We start from the raw sequence: 13,982 nt of genomic DNA, 5'->3' as shown, positions 1-13,982 counted from the left end.
CGGGCACCTTAGGACGGTCGCCGAACGGTGCAAGCGCGGAACGACCCGTAAACCGTCAAGACAGCCGGGCGTGACCTCCGCGCCTCGCCGCGGGTCATGCCGTCAGTAGGGCACGATGCTCAGCAGCGCGGCCTTGGAGGCCGGCAGCAGGAAACGCTGGATGCCCGAGATGATGATCCAGGCGATGATCGGGGTGATGTCGATGCCGCCCAGCGATGGAATGACCTGGCGCAGCGGCGCCAGCACCGGCCCGACGATCCGGTCCAGCGCATCCGCCAGCGAGGCGACGAACCGGTTGCGGTAGTTGATCACGTCGAAGGCCAGCAGCCAGCTGAGCACCGCGTTCACGATCAGGGCGATCAGGAACAGGTTCAGCAGCGAGCCGATGATGAAGAACAGAAACTCGATGATCGCCGCCATGCCGCGAGACGCTCCAGCCGAAAGTTGATCCGCGCTTCTAGCGGCACAGGAGCCCGACCGCCAACATTTCCGGCGTCGGGGCGCCGTGAAGGCGTGCGACCGGTTGACACCACCGGCCCGCCGCTCGTATGTCGCCGGCTCGCCTGCGCCTGACGATCCCGTCGGGTTAGGGGGGCCGTAGCTCAGTTGGTAGAGCGCGTCGTTCGCAATGACGAGGTCAGGGGTTCGACTCCCCTCGGCTCCACCATCCTCCCGCGCTCAGGCGCTTCGCAGGATGGAAGGAAAGGCAGGACGGACCGGGGTCCGGATCAGGTCATGACGGCAACCTCCCCTCCCATCCGTATCGCCGCCCTGTACCGCTTCGCGCGTATTGACGACCGCGAGGCCGTACAGATGCGCCTGCGCGATCTGTGCGAGCCGGATGTGCGGGGGATCCTGCTGGTCGCGCATGAAGGTCTGAACGGCACCATCGCCGGACCGCCCAGGGCGATCGACCGGGTGTTGGACGGCATCCGCGCCCTGCCGGGGTTCGCGACGCTGGAGGTCAAGTTCGCCGAAGCCGACGCCATGCCCTTCTACCGGATGAAGGTGCGGCTGAAGGCCGAGATCGTGACCATGGGCGAGCCGGACCTGGACCCGACGTCCAATGCCGGAACCTATGTTTCGCCGGCAGACTGGAACGCCCTGATCGCCGATCCCGACACCATCGTGATCGACACCCGCAATGACTACGAAGGCGCCGTCGGGGCCTTCGAGGGTGCGATCCAGCCCAACACCCGCAGCTTCCGCGACTTCCCGGAGTGGTTCCGCACCGAGGGGCGCGCGCTCCTTGACCGGCCGAACCCGCCCAGGGTCGCCATGTACTGCACCGGCGGCATCCGCTGCGAGAAGTCGACGGCCTTCCTGAAGGCCGAGGGGATCGAGGACGTCTTCCATCTGGAAGGCGGTATCCTGAAGTATCTGGAAACCGTGCCCGAGCCCGAAAGCCTGTGGCGCGGCGAGTGTTTCGTCTTCGACGAGCGGGTCGCGGTCGGCCATGGTCTGTCCGAAGGGACCCACTCCCTGTGCCGGGGCTGTCGGATGCCGGTCAGCCCCGAGGGGCGAGCGTCACCGCACTATGTCGAGGGCGTCAGCTGCGAGCGCTGCCACGAGACCCGTTCGGAGACCCAGAAGGCCGGGGCCCGTGAGCGGGCGCGGCAGATGCAGATCGCGGAGACCCGCGGCGTGGCGCATGTGGGCCAGACCCTGCTACGACCCTCAACGACCGAGGACTAGCCCCAAGGCGCGTTGGCGATGGGCTCCGGCGACGGTTCGCACGCCGGAGAATCGAACACGAACTGCGAGTCTGACTGGGTGAAGCGCGGCGCGTGGGTGCGCCACCAGTCCGCCGCGTCCGGCCGTGTGCGGGACAGCAGCGCGATCGCGCGGGCCGAATCCACCACCCAGCCGGTCGTGCGCTCGGTCCGGCCGGTGAGCCGCTTCCACCACCAGCCCCAGCGATGCGTCGGTCCGCTCAGCACGCCCCCGGTCTCGACCGAAACTTCCGTCAGGCAGGCCAGCGGCAGTTCCAGACCCACCCAGGCCTCGCGCACCCACTCCGGCGCCTCGCCTGCGGGCGCGCGAACAATCCGGACCTTGAACGCCGGGGCGTTCACTGGTCTTCGTCGAACTTGCGGTTCACCAGATCGGACAGGGCTTCGATGGCTTCGGTGGCGTCGGGGCCTTCGGCCTCGATATGGACGTCGCAGCCGTTGCCGGCGCCCAGCATCAGCAGGCCCATGATCGACAGGGCGTTGACGGTCACGCCGTCACGGGTGACGCGCACCTCGCTCTCGAAGCTGGAGGCCAGCTTGACGAATTTGGCGGAGGCGCGGGCGTGCAGGCCACGCTGGTTGCAGATGCCCACGGTGGCGGCGACGGTGTCTGTCATTTCTCGCCCTGCAGCACCCAGCTGGCCACGGAGATGTATTTGCGGCCGGCGTCCTGGGCATGAGCCACGCAGGCGTCCAGCGGTTCGCGCCCGCGCACGCTGGCCAGCTTGATCAGCATCGGCAGGTTCAGGCCGGCGATGACCTCGGCGTGGGTCTCCTCCATCACCGAGATGGCCAGATTGGATGGCGTGCCGCCGAACATGTCGGTCAGCAGGATGACGCCCTCGCCGTCATCGACCGCGCGCGCGGCGTCGACGATGTCGCGCCGACGGCGTTCCATGTCGTCCTCGGGGCCGATGCAGATGGCCGCGACCCCGCGCTGCGGGCCCACGACATGCTCCATCGCCGACAGGAATTCGGAGGCCAGGCCCCCGTGGGTGACGATCACCAGCCCGATCATGAAGGCTTCACCAAGACTTTCGCCCCCGCGTTCCGGTCGCTCCCTGAGCTGACCGCAAGCCGCGCGGAATAGCCCAACTCTGCGCCGGGTTAAAGCCGGGCGAGGGCCGCCGCGACCTTTTCACCCGCCGAAACCTCACGAGGATCCAATCGGAGTAGCGGCAGGGACACGCCCGACACCTCACGCTTTTCCGGTTCCGGCAGGCGCTCGACCCCGTCTGTCGTCAGCTCGACCGCCAGCGCCACCGGCGTCAGGTCCACCGATGAAACTTTTAGAATCCCAACGCCACGCGCCTCGATCCGCCCACGGATCGTATCCGGCGCACGGGCGAACAGCCGGCCGCCCGACGCGAACAGCCAGGCGTAGTCATCCGCCACCAGCCGCCAGTCGCGGGCGATCAGACGCAGCGCCAGATCACTCTTTCCCGCGCCGGAGGGGCCGAAGATCGCGACACCGCGCCAGCGACCGCCCGATCCACACCGGGCGACCACGGTGACATGGATGGGATTCGTCACGGACGGCGGTTCGTCGGCGCGGCGGGCAGGGCCACCTCGAAGCGGGCGCCGGCGGGGCCATCCTCACCCGGACGGTTCTCGGCCCGCACCGTGCCGCCGTGCGCCTCGACGATCTGCCGCACGATGGACAGGCCCAGACCCGAGTTGGCGCCGAAGGCCGTGCCGCGCGGACGCGAGGTGTAGAAGCGCTCGAACACCGTCTCCAGATTCTCGGCCGGAATGCCCGGCCCATCGTCCTCGACCCGGACGTGGATCGACCGCTCGTCGATCTCGTCGCGCAGCAGGGTCAGGCGGACCTCGCCGTCGGCGGGGCTGAACGAACGGGCGTTGTCGATCAGGTTGCGGAAGACCTGCCCCAGCGGCCCGTCGCGACCAACGATGAAGGCGTGGTCGCCTTCCGGGGGCGTGAACACCACCTTCGCCTCGCCCGGCTTGCGGCCCGCCTCATAGACACTGACGATATCGGACAGCAGGACGGTCAGATCGACCACGCGCGGGCGATCCCGGTTCAGCTCCGCATCCAGACGCGAGGCGTTGGAGATGTCGGTGATCAGGCGGTCCAGACGGCGCACATCCTGTTGCAGCAGGGCGGTCAGCTTCTCGCGCTGCGCCTCGGTCTTGACCAGCGGGAGGGTTTCCAGGGCCGAGCGGATGGAGGTCAGGGGGTTTTTGATCTCGTGGCTGACGTCGGCGGCGAAGGCCTCGATGGCGTCCATCCGGGCCGACAGGGTTTCGGTCATGGATTCCAGCGACCGGGCCAGATCGCCGATCTCGTCCTTGCGGCCTTCCAGATCGGGCAGGGAGATGGCGCGGGCGCGTTGCAGGCGCACCTCGTCGGCGGCCGCCGACAGACGCATCACCGGCCGGGCCACGAACAGGTGCAGCAGCAGCGAACCCAGCAGGTTCACCGCCAGCGCCACGAGGGCGAACGGCATCAGGGCGCGGCGCTGGGCGCCCACGGTCTCGTCAACGTCGCCCGCCTCGAGCGTCAGTACGCCCAGCACCTGCTGGACGTGGCGGACCGGCAGGGAGACGGACACCACACGGTCGCCCATCTCATTGGTGCGGACCTGGGCCTGGGCCTGGCCTTCCAGCGCGCCCTCGACCTCGGCGGCGAGGGCCAGACGGGCGTCCTCCAGCTGACGGGCCTTGCCGGCGATGGCCTTGGGGTTTGGCGTGATCTCGGGCGTGCCCGCCGGACGGGCCGCGGGCAGGGGCTCGCCGGGAATGGCCTCGGTCACCTCGAAACTGTCGGCGACGGGAATGCCGTCGACGTCGAACAGGCGGGCCCGCTGGCCTTCCGGGATGAAGTTGTCGCGAAGCCAGCGGCTGGCCTCGATCGAGTCGAGATAGGGGGTCGGCGAACCACGGGTGACGCCGATCTGGGGCTCGCCCAGCACGCGCACCAGCATCTCCGCCTGCGCCTTCAGGGTTTCCTGACGAGCCTCGATCAGCCCCCGCTGCCATTCGTTCAGGGCCAGCGCCCCGACGAACAGGATCAGAAGACTGAGCAGGTTCAGCGCAAGGATCAGCCCGCCAAGCCGCGACCCGCCGAACCGCTTGGTCCGACGGGGACGCTCATCCCGGGCCGAGGCCGGATCAGCTTTCGCGGTAACGGTATCCGACGCCATACAAGGTCTCGATCGCGTCGAACTCGGGATCGACGACCCGGAACTTCTTGCGCATGCGCTTCACGTGGCTGTCGATGGTGCGGTCATCGACATAGACCTGATCGTCGTAGGCAGCGTCCATCAGGTTGTCGCGGCTCTTCACGAAGCCCGGGCGCTGGGCCAGGGCCTGCAACAGCAGGAACTCGGTGACCGTCAGCTTCACCGGACGGCCGTCCCAGGTGCTCTCGTGACGGGCCGGATCCATGGTCAGCTTGCCGCGCTTGATGGCCTTGTTGGAGTTCTCGGCGCTCGGCTCGGGCTCGCCGCCATCCGCGCCGGTCCGGCGCAGCAGGGCCTTCACCCGCTCGATCAGCAGACGCTGGCTGAACGGCTTGTGGATGTAGTCGTCGGCGCCGAGGTTGAAGCCGAGGATCTCGTCGATCTCCTCGTCCTTCGAGGTCAGCATGATAACCGGGATCTGCGAGGTCTGACGCAGGCGGCGCAGCACCTCCATCCCGTCCATGCGCGGCATCTTCACGTCCAGGATCGCCAGATCCGGCGGCGTGTTCTCCAGCGCCTCGAGGCCCGAGGCCCCGTCGTGATAGGCCGTGATCTTGTGGCCGTGGCTCTCGAGCGCCAGCGAAACCGACGCCACGATGTTCTCGTCGTCGTCCACCAGGGTGATATTGGCCAAGTCGGCGTCTCCTTGCAGTCTCGTCGTCCGCGCCATCAACGCACGGCAAGCGTAACCGTTCTACGGCATCGCGGTTAGATTACGGCGCAAAACATGGGCTGCGCCGTACAAATCCGCAATGAAACCCGCTCTTAAAGCCTGCGGGCCATGATGCGGAGGAATTACACGAGCGTACCATGGCCGGCCCCGTCCACTACGAAGTCTACATCCGCCGGACGGCGCCATCGTCCTGGGCGCTGGAGATCGCGACCGAGCATCGCGCTCACGCCATGGACACGGCGGAGGATCTGCTGCGGGACGGCTATGCGGCCGCCGTGCGGGTGACCAAGGAGACGCTGGACCCCGACACCATGGAGTTCAACAGCCTCACCCTGCTCACCAAGGGGGTTCCCGAGGTCAAGACGCGCCGGGTCATGGCCGAGGAAGACGCGGGACCGCGCTGCGCCACCCCCTATGATCTCTACGCCCCGATGGCGCGCGAACAGATGGGGCGGGTGCTGGAGGAGTGGCTGCAGCGACAGTCGGCGACCGCCTTCGAACTGCTGCACCGCCCTGATCTGGCGGAGCGGCTGGACGCCTCGGGCGTCGAGCTTCAGCACGCGATCCAGAAGGTCGCCGTGCCCGAATCCCAGGCCGACGGCGTGCCGCTGCATGACCTGATGCGCCACTACCAGCGACTGGCGGACGCCACCATCGAGCGTCTGGTCACCGCCGGGCGCAAGGATCGGTTCCCCAGCCTGGAGCATCATTCCCTCGCTGACCTCGCCCATCGGCTGGACGGACAGTCCGAGCGGGCCTTCATCATGGGCGGCGTCATCGCCCGGGCCCTGATCGGGCTGAAGGACGGGCGGTCGCGCCTCGCCCGGCTGATGGACCTGGCCGACAGGGCCCCGCTGGACGGACAGGCCCGTGCGATGGTGCTGGTGCCGATCGAACAGATTCTCTGCGAGATGCTGGGCTCGCGCGGCGGCCTCACCGACATCCTCGGTCCCTCGCTGGATCAGGGCGCCGCGATGGCCGCCGTGGTGCGCATGGTGGCCTCGAAGGAGGTGGGGCTGCTGGTCCAGCTCGATCCACGGCTGGCGCTGCAGATCCCGGCGGTCGAAGGCCCCGCCGCCCGGCTGGGCGAACGCATCGAGGCCGGCGAATTTCCCCTGCTGTCCGCCGCCCTCGCCCGCATGGTCCTGCGTGAACTGATGAGCCCGCGCCGTCTTCGGCCCGGCGACCCCGCTGGAGAGATCGACATCCTGCGCGCCCTCGCCACCGGGCTGACCGCCACGGCCGGACGACTGCTGACGCTGGAGGAGGTCCAGAACGCCTTCAATGAGCGGTCCAAGGCCCTGGTCACGGCGGACTTCGTGGCGACCTATGTGAAGTCCTGCCGCACGGTCCTGTGCGAAGCCGAAGCCCTGACCCGGCTGTGCGAGAACGTCACCGGCGTGGCCAACAAGCGTTCCGCCGCCCGCTGGCTCTCGGCCTGCGTGAGTTCGCTGCGGTTTGAATCAGAGATGCGCCAGACCGGCGGCCAGACGGCGGCGCAGAAGCTGGGCGTGCTGGCCGGCCTGCAACGTGCGGCGCGCGCGTCCGGCCTGTCGGAGAAGGATGAGGGCGACATCACCGCCGCCATCGGCGCCGTCGGCGCGACGGTGGAAGGCGAGGCCCGGATCGTCACCCTTCTGGCCCGATCCCCCGCGCCCGCGCCGCAGAAACTGGCGGCCCTGTTACGAATGGCGGCAGGCGAGACCGCGCCGATGGGGCCGGCGGCGGATCGCGCCAAGGCCGAGGCCCTGAAGCTGTTCCGCGCACCGGACTCCCGCGCCGCCCTCGCCGCCGCGCCCGAGACCCTGGCGCCGCTCAGGACGCTGATGAAGGCGGCCGGGCTGGCCGCCTGAGACATTCTTTCGACTCGACGCGGCCTCAGTCGAAGATGTCGAAGATGCTGTCGCGTTTCTTCTTCTTGTACCGGTACTCGTCGTCGCGACGGTAGCGGTCGTCGCGGTAGCCCGGCTGACCGCCCCACGGCGGCTGGGCCTGCTGCGGCGGGTAATGGGGTTGCGGCTGGTGCTGCGGCGGGGGCGGCGGCGCGGCCTGCGGCGCCGAGGCGCGGCCTTCAGCCGTCGCCGAGTCCATCAGCTTTTCCAGTTCGCCGCGGTCCAGCCACACGCCCCGACAGGTCGGGCACATGTCGAACTGGACGCCGCCGCGCTCCAGCGTCTGCATGGCGGCGTTGTCGTTGGGGCACATCAGAAGGGGCATGCGAAACTCCTCGCGTTTCCTCACAGCTACGTTCCGTAGCGGAACTCGCCAACCCCGCGCGGCGATCCGTCGCGCGCTTGCGAGCGGCCCCGACACTCCCCACAGTCACGCCATGACCGACCTCCCCAGATCGACCGCCGAGGCCATGGGCCGCATGCCCGGCCGTGAGTTGCTGCAAGCCGTCATCGACGGCCGCATCCCGCCCGCCACCATCGGCGAGACCATGTCCTTCAGCCTGATCGAGGTCGGCGACGGCGTGGCGATCTTCGAGGGCGTCACCGGCCCGCACATCCTGAACCCGCAGGGCATGGTGCACGGCGGCTGGGCCCTGACCCTGATCGACAGCGCCACGGGCTGCGCGGCCCATTCCACCCTGCCCGCGGGCGTCGGCTACACCTCGATCTCGACCCAGACCAATTTCACCCGCCCGATCACCGCCGACACCGGCAAGGTCGTCTGCGAGGGCCGGGTCATCAATGTCGGCCGCCAGATCATCACCGCCGAGGCGACGATCAGGGACAGCACGGGCCGGCTGCTGGCCCATGGCCAGTCGACGATCATGGTGCTGCAGCCGCGCGGCTAGTCCTCAGGCAGCGGGGCCGGCATCAGGTTGCCGAAGGGCGCCGCGTCTTCCAGCGCGCGCACGAAGGACGGACGGGCCATCAGCCGCCCATGCCAGGCCCGCAGCCGGGGCCGGTCGCCGAACGGAACCAGCCGCCGGGCATAGGTCATCAGCGGCGCCGCCGCGCAGTCGGCCAGGGTGAAGGTCTCGCCCGCGCCCCAGGTCCGGCCGTCCGCCAGCCGGGCTTCCAGCAGATCCCAGGCGACGGCGAGCTCGGCCGCATCCTGCGCCATGGCCGTCTCGTTCGGCGTGCCCGCCCGGCCCAGCCGGTTGAACACGATCCGGTTCATATTGCCGCCGACATAGGTGTCGAGGACGCGATCGATGAAACGCGCCTCCAGCGCCGCTTCAGGATCATCGGGGATCAGGCGTCCGCCGCCCGCAGCCGGTCCAGATATTCGATGACGATGCTGGACTCGATCACCGTCCGGGCCGCCGTCGTATCGATCAGGGTCGGCATCTTGGCGAAGGGCGAGACCGCCAGGAACCCTTCCATCGCCTCGGGCGAACCGTCGACCAGTTTGAGTTCGAATGGCAGGTCCAGTTCGTACAGGGCGATGGCGGTCTTCTGACCGTAGGCGGAATAGGGGTGGGACCAGACGGTCAGGGACATCAGGCGGTTTCCTTCAGCAGGCGGGCGAGGTTCTCCAGCATCTCGGCGCAGCCTTCCTCACGCAGCGGGATGTGGGCGGCGCCATCCGCGCCGAAGTAGGCGCCCTGCTCGGTGTAGGTCAGGGCCGTGCCCGCCCCGTCCGGGACCAGTTCGATGGTCGCCAGCGAGGCCGAGATCCGCGACCGCTCGCCCCCGACCTCGGTTCCCATGACGTAGCTGAGGATGATCCGCCGGTTCTCCACGATGTCGAGGAAGAGGGTGTCATTGAAGCCGGTGTCATTCTCCGGTCCGCCAAAGCGATATCGGCCGCCGCCGACGCCGCCGACCCGGAAGTCGTGGACCCAGTCATGGATAGTCGCGCCGGGCGCCTCGACGAACCATTTGCGGAAGGCGACCGGGTCCGCCCAGGCGCGGAACACCCGTTCGGCGGCGGCGTCATAGCGGCGTTTCAGGACAAAGGTCCCGTGGGCGACAATCGGGGTCTCGGCGGTCATCACATCTCCTCCTCGGGCTTGGTCTCGTCCAGAAAGGCGCCCAGCCGGTCGAGGCTGCGTTCGACCGACAGACGCCGTGCGTTCAGCCAGCGCTCGGCGGCGGTCAGGGCCTCGGGCTCGACCCGACAGGTGCGGACGCGGCCGACCTTCTCCGAGCGAACCAGCCCCGCCGCCTCCAGAATCTTCAGATGCTGCATCACCGCCGACATCGACATCGGCAGGGGTTCGGCCAGTTGGCTGACCGAGACCGGCCCCGCCGACAGACGCTCGACCATGCGCCGCCGGGTCGGATCCGACAGGGCCTGGAAGGCGAGATCGAGCGGTTCCTGATACTGAAGCATTCACTTAAGTATCAATCCGACCACGATCTGGCAAGCGGCGCCGGGCGCCGTGGCAACGCGCCGTTAATCGACGCGGCGCAGGCTTTTCAAAAATCGTGTTGGGAGAGACGCGATGTCGACCATGCAGACCGGCAGCTATCGCCGGCAACGGGACCATTTCGAGCCGCAGGACATCGATCCGCAGGAGCAGCGACGGCTGCGCGGCCTGCTGGAGCAGATCGACTATGCCGCCTTCATCGCCAACCGCGAGGTGCTGGCCCAGATGGCGCCCGGCGGGCTGGACGCCTCGACCTTCCAGCGGCTCGCGGTGCTGACCGCCACGGCCCGCGCCAAATGGGTGTCCGAGGGGTTGCGCCAGTCGGAATCCGGCGCCCCATCCACGGTGGATCAGGTCGCCCGACTGACGGCCGCGCGCAATGCCTACGAAGAACTGGCCGAGGTCTATGAGGGTCTGCGCCGGATGGTGGAGCGGGGCTACATCACCCTGCGCTGACGCCGAACGGCCGGGTCAATCCAGCGGCTGGGGCCGGGTCGTGATCGGCGCGTCCGGATCGGCCGAAGGACGCTCGGCCGCCGTCGGCGGCGGCGCAGCCGGCTGCTGGGCGATGGGGGGCGCCGTGATCACCACCGGAGGCGGAGCCTGGACCGGCGCAGGCTGGGCCGTCGCCGGGGCCGGGGTCGGTCGCGGCTGGACCGGCGCAGGCGTCGCGGACGCCGGCGATGCGGAACGGGCGGGCGGCGGGCTGGTCACCGGCGCCGGGGCCGGAGCGGGCGTTTCCGGGGCCGTAACCGCTTCGGGCTGCGCCTCGACCGGCGCGGCGACGGGAGCGTCAACCGGCAGGGCCAGAGTGGCGGGCGTCGCTGGAGCCACAGAGGCGGGCGCGGGGGCGGACGCAGGCGGGGGCGTCGCGGACTCCCGGCTCAGGAACCACCAGCCCCCAAGGGCGACGGCCAGAACCGCGACCGCCGCGCCGGCGTAAAGCGGCAGGCGGCCGGAGCCGGCGGAGCGGGCCACGGCGGCCTCGCGGCGCGGTGCGACGACCACCACATCCGGCAGGACGGTGACGTCCGGCTCCGGCGCTGCGGCGGCGGCGACCGGCGCCTCCACGACCGGCTCCGGTTCCGGGAGCGGACGGACGGTCAGGTCCGGCTCATCGGCGAACAGCGAGGGATCGGGCACGACCCGGCGCGGGGCGTCCGGATCGGCGGCGGGCTGGGGCTGGACCGGCGCGAAGGACCGCTGCGGAGCCGCTTGCGGCGCGGCGCGCGGGATCATCGATCCGCTCAGGATGCCCGATGACCGGGGCGCGAGCGGGGGCGTGGCCGGCGCGGGCGCCGGAGCCGGACGGGTCGGAGCCACGGAAGACGGAAGCCCGCCGGCCCGGAAGACGGTCGCCGGCGGACGGCCCCAGGTCACGGCGGCGCGCCGGAAGGGCTCCGGCTGCGGCTGGCCGTTCACCGGCGTGTTGTTCGCCGTCGGGGTCTTCTCGTCGGTCATGCAGCCTCCCGCGCCGTGACGGCGCGCCTCTCCTGAACGCAAACTCGGCCCGAAGGTGACGACCGATCTGGCCGCTTTCGTGACAGCCTAGTTCTTGAGGCGATAGCCGGTGCGGAACATCCAGAAGACGATCGCCAGGCAGGTCAGGAAGAAGCCCGCCGTCGCCGCAAGGCTGATGCCGATAGATACGTCACCCACCCCGAAGAAGGCCCAGCGGAAGCCCGAGATCAGATAGACCACGGGATTGAACAGGCTCACCGCCCGCCAGCCGTCCGGCAGCCAGATCGTCGGATAGAAGGCGCCGCCGAGGAAGGTCAGCGGCGTCACGATCAGCATCGGAATGAAGTTCAGCTGCTCGAAGCTCTGGGCCCAGATGCCGATGATGAAGCCGAACAGGCTGAAGGTCGCCGAGATCAGCACCAGGAAGGCCAGCATCCAGACCGGGTGCAGGATCTGCAGCGGCACGAAGAAGGAGGCCGTGGCCAGGATGATCAGGCCCAGGATGACCGACTTGGTCGCCGCCGCGCCGACATAGGCCAGCACCGTCTCGAACGGCGAGATCGGCGCCGACAGCAGTTCGTAGATGGTGCCGGTGAATTTGGGGAAATAGATCCCGAAGGAGCCATTGAAGATGGAGTTGGTGAACAGGCTCAGCATCATCAGGCCGGGCACGATGAAGGCGCCGTAGGGCACGCCGAACACCTCCTCGATGCGACCGCCGATGGCCGTGCCGAAGACGACGAAATACAGGGCCGTCGTCACCACCGGCGTGATGATCGACTGCCAGAGGGTGCGCAGGGCACGCGCCATCTCGAAGCGATAGATGGCCCAGACGCCGTAACCGTTGAACGCCATCACGCCGCCTCCGACCGCGATTGGTGGACCAAGTCCACGAAGATGTCTTCCAGCGAGCTCTGACGCGTCGACAGGTCCTTGAACCCGACGCCCGAGGCCTCGAGCCGCCGCAGCAACTGGGGCACCCCGGTTTCGTCGGCGTTGGCGTCGAAGACGTATTCCAGTTCCGCGCCCTCGTTCTTCAGCGCGATCTTCAGATCGGCCAGATCAGCCGGAACCGCCGCCAGCGGCTCCTGCAGCTGCAGGGTCAGCGTCTTCTTGCCCAGCTTCTTCATCAGGGCGGTCTTTTCCTCCACGAGGATCAACTGCCCCTTCAGGATCACCCCCACCCGATCGGCCATCTCCTCGGCCTCCTCGATGTAGTGGGTGGTCAGGATGATAGTGACGCCCTGTTCGCGCAGCTTGCGGACCATGGCCCACATGTCCTTGCGCAGTTCGACATCGACGCCCGCCGTCGGCTCGTCGAGGAACAGGATGTCCGGCTCATGGCTCAGGGCCTTGGCGATCATCACCCGGCGCTTCATGCCGCCGGACAGGGTCATGATCTTGGCGTCCTTCTTGTCCCACAGGCTGAGGTCGCGAAGGATCTGCTCAATATAGGCCGCGTTCGGCGCCTTGCCGAACAGGCCCCGGCTCAGGGTCACCGTCGCCAGCACGGTTTCGAAGGCGTCGGTCGTCAGCTCCTGCGGCACCAGTCCGATGGCCGTGCGGGCCTTGCGGTAGTCCTTGCGGATGTCATGGCCGTCGGCCAGGGCCGTGCCGCCGCTGGCGGTGACGATCCCGCACAGGATGGAGATCAGGGTTGTCTTGCCGGCCCCGTTCGGCCCCAGCAGGGCGAAGATCTCGCCCTTGCCGATGGTCAGATCGACGGGCTTCAGGGCCTGCAGCCCCGATTTGTAGGTCTTGGTCAGACCCTCGATGACAATGGCCGGCTGCATGCGGTCCCCCTATCCGAAGCGGACATATGGGCGAACGCCGCAATCGCTCAAGGGGCGCTGGCCTCCGGACGTGCGAAAGCCCCGACGGCGCTGCCGACGGGGCCTTCACGGTTACAGGTTGATCAGCCCGCCGGCTCGACCACGATCACCGGCGGCGGGGCGGCCGGGGTCGCCGGAGCCGGGGTCGCGGGCGTGACGACCGGAGCCGCCGGGGCGGTATTCAGCGTCGAGGTCGTCGGCGACGATTCCGGCACGGTCACGCGCGGAGCCGCCGGAGCGGGGGCGGGCTCGGCCGCCGGAGCGGCGGCGCGCGGCGCGGTGCGGCGCGCGGGCGCCGGGGCGGGGGTCGGAGCCGCTTCACGAACGACGGGAGCCGGCGCGGTCTCGACCGGAGGCGCGGCTTCAAGCGGCGCGGGCGTGACCGGCAGCACCGGCGCGGTCGCGGCGGGCTCGGCCAGCGGTGCGGCGGGCTCCTCGCCGCCCAGCATCATCGCCGCAGCGGCGCCGCCGACCAGAACGACACCGACCGGCGCGAGGATCATCCAGGTGCGGACGCCGCCCTTCTTGCGGGCCCGCGTCTTCGAGCGGGCATAGACGGGAACGAAGGCCTCTTCGCGCATCTCGGCGCGGTCATCGGTATAGGTCACGGACATGTTGGTCCTCCTTTGCGAGGGGTCGAAAACCCGGCGTGTCGATCACGGTTCCGCGAACCGGCCAAATGTCCCGAAGAAACACCGTTCCCGACACAGTTGAGGCGCAAGCGGCGCCGGAAGGCGGCGGTCACACGGCCGTGAC

Annotated in this window: 20 protein-coding genes and 1 tRNA gene; 5 read left to right on the top strand and 16 right to left on the bottom strand. The window is 69.0% G+C overall.

Annotated elements, in window-relative coordinates:
• Window positions 1–102: 102 nt before the first annotated feature.
• Window positions 103–420: a YggT family protein gene (locus ACFQQC_RS05075; RefSeq protein WP_376860295.1), complete on the bottom strand. Its 318-nt coding sequence runs from the start codon at window positions 418–420 to the stop codon at window positions 103–105.
• Between the two features lie 171 nt (window positions 421–591).
• Between ACFQQC_RS05075 and ACFQQC_RS05070 the strand changes: the two genes are divergently transcribed.
• Together ACFQQC_RS05070 and ACFQQC_RS05065 are read left to right on the top strand one after the other, a co-directional pair.
• A tRNA-Ala gene (locus ACFQQC_RS05070) sits at window positions 592–667 on the top strand.
• 68 nt (window positions 668–735) lie between these two features.
• The gene (locus ACFQQC_RS05065) at window positions 736–1,695 is read left to right on the top strand and encodes a rhodanese-related sulfurtransferase (RefSeq protein ID WP_376860293.1); all 960 of its coding nucleotides are present in this window, start codon (window positions 736–738) and stop codon (window positions 1,693–1,695) included.
• On the opposite strand, the gene ACFQQC_RS05060 is transcribed toward ACFQQC_RS05065, so the two are convergent.
• The 6 genes from ACFQQC_RS05060 to ACFQQC_RS05035 all read right to left on the bottom strand — a co-directional run bounded on the left by ACFQQC_RS05060 (window position 1,692) and on the right by ACFQQC_RS05035 (window position 5,570).
• Entirely contained in the window at window positions 1,692–2,075 is a 384-nt protein-coding gene (locus tag ACFQQC_RS05060; protein WP_376860291.1) for a hypothetical protein, read from the bottom strand. The two genes, ACFQQC_RS05065 and ACFQQC_RS05060, sit on opposite strands and share 4 nt — an antisense overlap.
• Window positions 2,072–2,350, bottom strand: a complete 279-nt coding sequence (locus tag ACFQQC_RS05055; RefSeq protein ID WP_376860289.1) for an HPr family phosphocarrier protein — start codon at window positions 2,348–2,350, stop codon at window positions 2,072–2,074. The genes ACFQQC_RS05060 and ACFQQC_RS05055 overlap by 4 nt, the downstream gene beginning before the upstream one ends.
• Window positions 2,347–2,751, bottom strand: a complete 405-nt coding sequence (locus tag ACFQQC_RS05050; RefSeq protein ID WP_376860287.1) for a PTS sugar transporter subunit IIA — start codon at window positions 2,749–2,751, stop codon at window positions 2,347–2,349. Before ACFQQC_RS05050 ends, ACFQQC_RS05055 begins: the two co-directional genes overlap by 4 nt.
• Before the next feature lie 89 nt (window positions 2,752–2,840).
• Window positions 2,841–3,266 carry an HPr kinase/phosphorylase gene (locus tag ACFQQC_RS05045; protein WP_376860285.1) on the bottom strand — a complete coding sequence of 142 codons (426 nt, stop codon included), beginning with the start codon at window positions 3,264–3,266 and terminating at the stop codon, window positions 2,841–2,843.
• Window positions 3,263–4,897 carry a sensor histidine kinase gene (locus ACFQQC_RS05040; protein WP_376860283.1) on the bottom strand — a complete coding sequence of 545 codons (1,635 nt, stop codon included), beginning with the start codon at window positions 4,895–4,897 and terminating at the stop codon, window positions 3,263–3,265. The genes ACFQQC_RS05045 and ACFQQC_RS05040 overlap by 4 nt, the downstream gene beginning before the upstream one ends.
• Window positions 4,866–5,570, bottom strand: coding sequence for a response regulator transcription factor (locus tag ACFQQC_RS05035; protein ID WP_331045618.1), 705 nt, complete (start codon window positions 5,568–5,570; stop codon window positions 4,866–4,868). The genes ACFQQC_RS05040 and ACFQQC_RS05035 overlap by 32 nt, the downstream gene beginning before the upstream one ends.
• Window positions 5,571–5,746: 176 nt before the next feature.
• On the opposite strand from ACFQQC_RS05035, the gene ACFQQC_RS05030 reads away from it, so the two are divergent.
• Window positions 5,747–7,462 carry a hypothetical protein gene (locus ACFQQC_RS05030; protein ID WP_376860280.1) on the top strand — a complete coding sequence of 572 codons (1,716 nt, stop codon included), beginning with the start codon at window positions 5,747–5,749 and terminating at the stop codon, window positions 7,460–7,462.
• A 25-nt stretch (window positions 7,463–7,487) separates the two neighbouring features.
• Here ACFQQC_RS05030 and ACFQQC_RS05025 read toward each other — a convergent pair whose 3' ends face one another.
• Window positions 7,488–7,826, bottom strand: coding sequence for a zf-TFIIB domain-containing protein (locus ACFQQC_RS05025; RefSeq protein ID WP_376860278.1), 339 nt, complete (start codon window positions 7,824–7,826; stop codon window positions 7,488–7,490).
• A gap of 112 nt (window positions 7,827–7,938) precedes the next feature.
• Between ACFQQC_RS05025 and ACFQQC_RS05020 the strand changes: the two genes are divergently transcribed.
• Window positions 7,939–8,409, top strand: coding sequence for a PaaI family thioesterase (locus ACFQQC_RS05020; protein WP_376860276.1), 471 nt, complete (start codon window positions 7,939–7,941; stop codon window positions 8,407–8,409).
• Here the strand turns inward: ACFQQC_RS05020 and ACFQQC_RS05015 are convergent.
• The 4 genes from ACFQQC_RS05015 to ACFQQC_RS05000 all read right to left on the bottom strand — a co-directional run bounded on the left by ACFQQC_RS05015 (window position 8,406) and on the right by ACFQQC_RS05000 (window position 9,896).
• On the bottom strand, window positions 8,406–8,738 hold the full coding sequence (locus ACFQQC_RS05015; protein ID WP_376860274.1) for a glutathione S-transferase family protein: 333 nt from the start codon (window positions 8,736–8,738) through the stop codon (window positions 8,406–8,408). The two genes, ACFQQC_RS05020 and ACFQQC_RS05015, sit on opposite strands and share 4 nt — an antisense overlap.
• 74 nt (window positions 8,739–8,812) lie before the next feature.
• Window positions 8,813–9,061: a glutathione S-transferase family protein gene (locus ACFQQC_RS05010; RefSeq protein WP_376860272.1), complete on the bottom strand. Its 249-nt coding sequence runs from the start codon at window positions 9,059–9,061 to the stop codon at window positions 8,813–8,815.
• Window positions 9,061–9,555, bottom strand: coding sequence for an SRPBCC domain-containing protein (locus ACFQQC_RS05005; protein WP_376860270.1), 495 nt, complete (start codon window positions 9,553–9,555; stop codon window positions 9,061–9,063). Before ACFQQC_RS05005 ends, ACFQQC_RS05010 begins: the two co-directional genes overlap by 1 nt.
• Entirely contained in the window at window positions 9,555–9,896 is a 342-nt protein-coding gene (locus tag ACFQQC_RS05000) for an ArsR/SmtB family transcription factor (RefSeq protein WP_376860268.1), read from the bottom strand. Before ACFQQC_RS05000 ends, ACFQQC_RS05005 begins: the two co-directional genes overlap by 1 nt.
• 112 nt (window positions 9,897–10,008) lie before the next feature.
• Between ACFQQC_RS05000 and ACFQQC_RS04995 the strand changes: the two genes are divergently transcribed.
• Window positions 10,009–10,389, top strand: coding sequence for a hypothetical protein (locus ACFQQC_RS04995; RefSeq protein ID WP_376860266.1), 381 nt, complete (start codon window positions 10,009–10,011; stop codon window positions 10,387–10,389).
• Between the two features lie 15 nt (window positions 10,390–10,404).
• On the opposite strand, the gene ACFQQC_RS04990 is transcribed toward ACFQQC_RS04995, so the two are convergent.
• From ACFQQC_RS04990 to ACFQQC_RS04975, 4 genes are all read right to left on the bottom strand, one after another.
• On the bottom strand, window positions 10,405–11,394 hold the full coding sequence (locus tag ACFQQC_RS04990) for a hypothetical protein (RefSeq protein WP_376860264.1): 990 nt from the start codon (window positions 11,392–11,394) through the stop codon (window positions 10,405–10,407).
• 87 nt (window positions 11,395–11,481) lie between these two features.
• On the bottom strand, window positions 11,482–12,249 hold the full coding sequence (locus tag ACFQQC_RS04985) for an ABC transporter permease (protein ID WP_376860262.1): 768 nt from the start codon (window positions 12,247–12,249) through the stop codon (window positions 11,482–11,484).
• Window positions 12,249–13,187 carry an ABC transporter ATP-binding protein gene (locus ACFQQC_RS04980; RefSeq protein ID WP_376860260.1) on the bottom strand — a complete coding sequence of 313 codons (939 nt, stop codon included), beginning with the start codon at window positions 13,185–13,187 and terminating at the stop codon, window positions 12,249–12,251. The genes ACFQQC_RS04985 and ACFQQC_RS04980 overlap by 1 nt, the downstream gene beginning before the upstream one ends.
• Before the next feature lie 122 nt (window positions 13,188–13,309).
• Window positions 13,310–13,840: a hypothetical protein gene (locus tag ACFQQC_RS04975; RefSeq protein ID WP_376860258.1), complete on the bottom strand. Its 531-nt coding sequence runs from the start codon at window positions 13,838–13,840 to the stop codon at window positions 13,310–13,312.
• Window positions 13,841–13,982: the final 142 nt, after the last annotated feature.

This window comes from Brevundimonas sp. GCM10030266 (genome assembly GCF_042666595.1).
Lineage (GTDB): Bacteria > Pseudomonadota > Alphaproteobacteria > Caulobacterales > Caulobacteraceae > Brevundimonas.
This window is presented reverse-complemented; position numbering and strand designations above follow the sequence as displayed.

Coding starts and splice junctions, on each gene's coding strand:
- ACFQQC_RS05075 (WP_376860295.1), bottom strand. CDS start 420: ATGGCGGCGATCATCGAGTTTCTGTTCTTCATCATCGGCTCGCTGCTG.
- ACFQQC_RS05065 (WP_376860293.1), top strand. CDS start 736: ATGACGGCAACCTCCCCTCCCATCCGTATCGCCGCCCTGTACCGCTTC.
- ACFQQC_RS05055 (WP_376860289.1), bottom strand. CDS start 2,350: ATGACAGACACCGTCGCCGCCACCGTGGGCATCTGCAACCAGCGTGGC.
- ACFQQC_RS05050 (WP_376860287.1), bottom strand. CDS start 2,751: ATGATCGGGCTGGTGATCGTCACCCACGGGGGCCTGGCCTCCGAATTC.
- ACFQQC_RS05040 (WP_376860283.1), bottom strand. CDS start 4,897: ATGGCGTCGGATACCGTTACCGCGAAAGCTGATCCGGCCTCGGCCCGG.
- ACFQQC_RS05030 (WP_376860280.1), top strand. CDS start 5,747: ATGGCCGGCCCCGTCCACTACGAAGTCTACATCCGCCGGACGGCGCCA.
- ACFQQC_RS05025 (WP_376860278.1), bottom strand. CDS start 7,826: ATGCCCCTTCTGATGTGCCCCAACGACAACGCCGCCATGCAGACGCTG.
- ACFQQC_RS05020 (WP_376860276.1), top strand. CDS start 7,939: ATGACCGACCTCCCCAGATCGACCGCCGAGGCCATGGGCCGCATGCCC.
- ACFQQC_RS05015 (WP_376860274.1), bottom strand. CDS start 8,738: ATGAACCGGATCGTGTTCAACCGGCTGGGCCGGGCGGGCACGCCGAAC.
- ACFQQC_RS05010 (WP_376860272.1), bottom strand. CDS start 9,061: ATGTCCCTGACCGTCTGGTCCCACCCCTATTCCGCCTACGGTCAGAAG.
- ACFQQC_RS05005 (WP_376860270.1), bottom strand. CDS start 9,555: ATGACCGCCGAGACCCCGATTGTCGCCCACGGGACCTTTGTCCTGAAA.
- ACFQQC_RS05000 (WP_376860268.1), bottom strand. CDS start 9,896: ATGCTTCAGTATCAGGAACCGCTCGATCTCGCCTTCCAGGCCCTGTCG.
- ACFQQC_RS04995 (WP_376860266.1), top strand. CDS start 10,009: ATGTCGACCATGCAGACCGGCAGCTATCGCCGGCAACGGGACCATTTC.
- ACFQQC_RS04990 (WP_376860264.1), bottom strand. CDS start 11,394: ATGACCGACGAGAAGACCCCGACGGCGAACAACACGCCGGTGAACGGC.
- ACFQQC_RS04985 (WP_376860262.1), bottom strand. CDS start 12,249: ATGGCGTTCAACGGTTACGGCGTCTGGGCCATCTATCGCTTCGAGATG.
- ACFQQC_RS04980 (WP_376860260.1), bottom strand. CDS start 13,187: ATGCAGCCGGCCATTGTCATCGAGGGTCTGACCAAGACCTACAAATCG.
- ACFQQC_RS04975 (WP_376860258.1), bottom strand. CDS start 13,840: ATGTCCGTGACCTATACCGATGACCGCGCCGAGATGCGCGAAGAGGCC.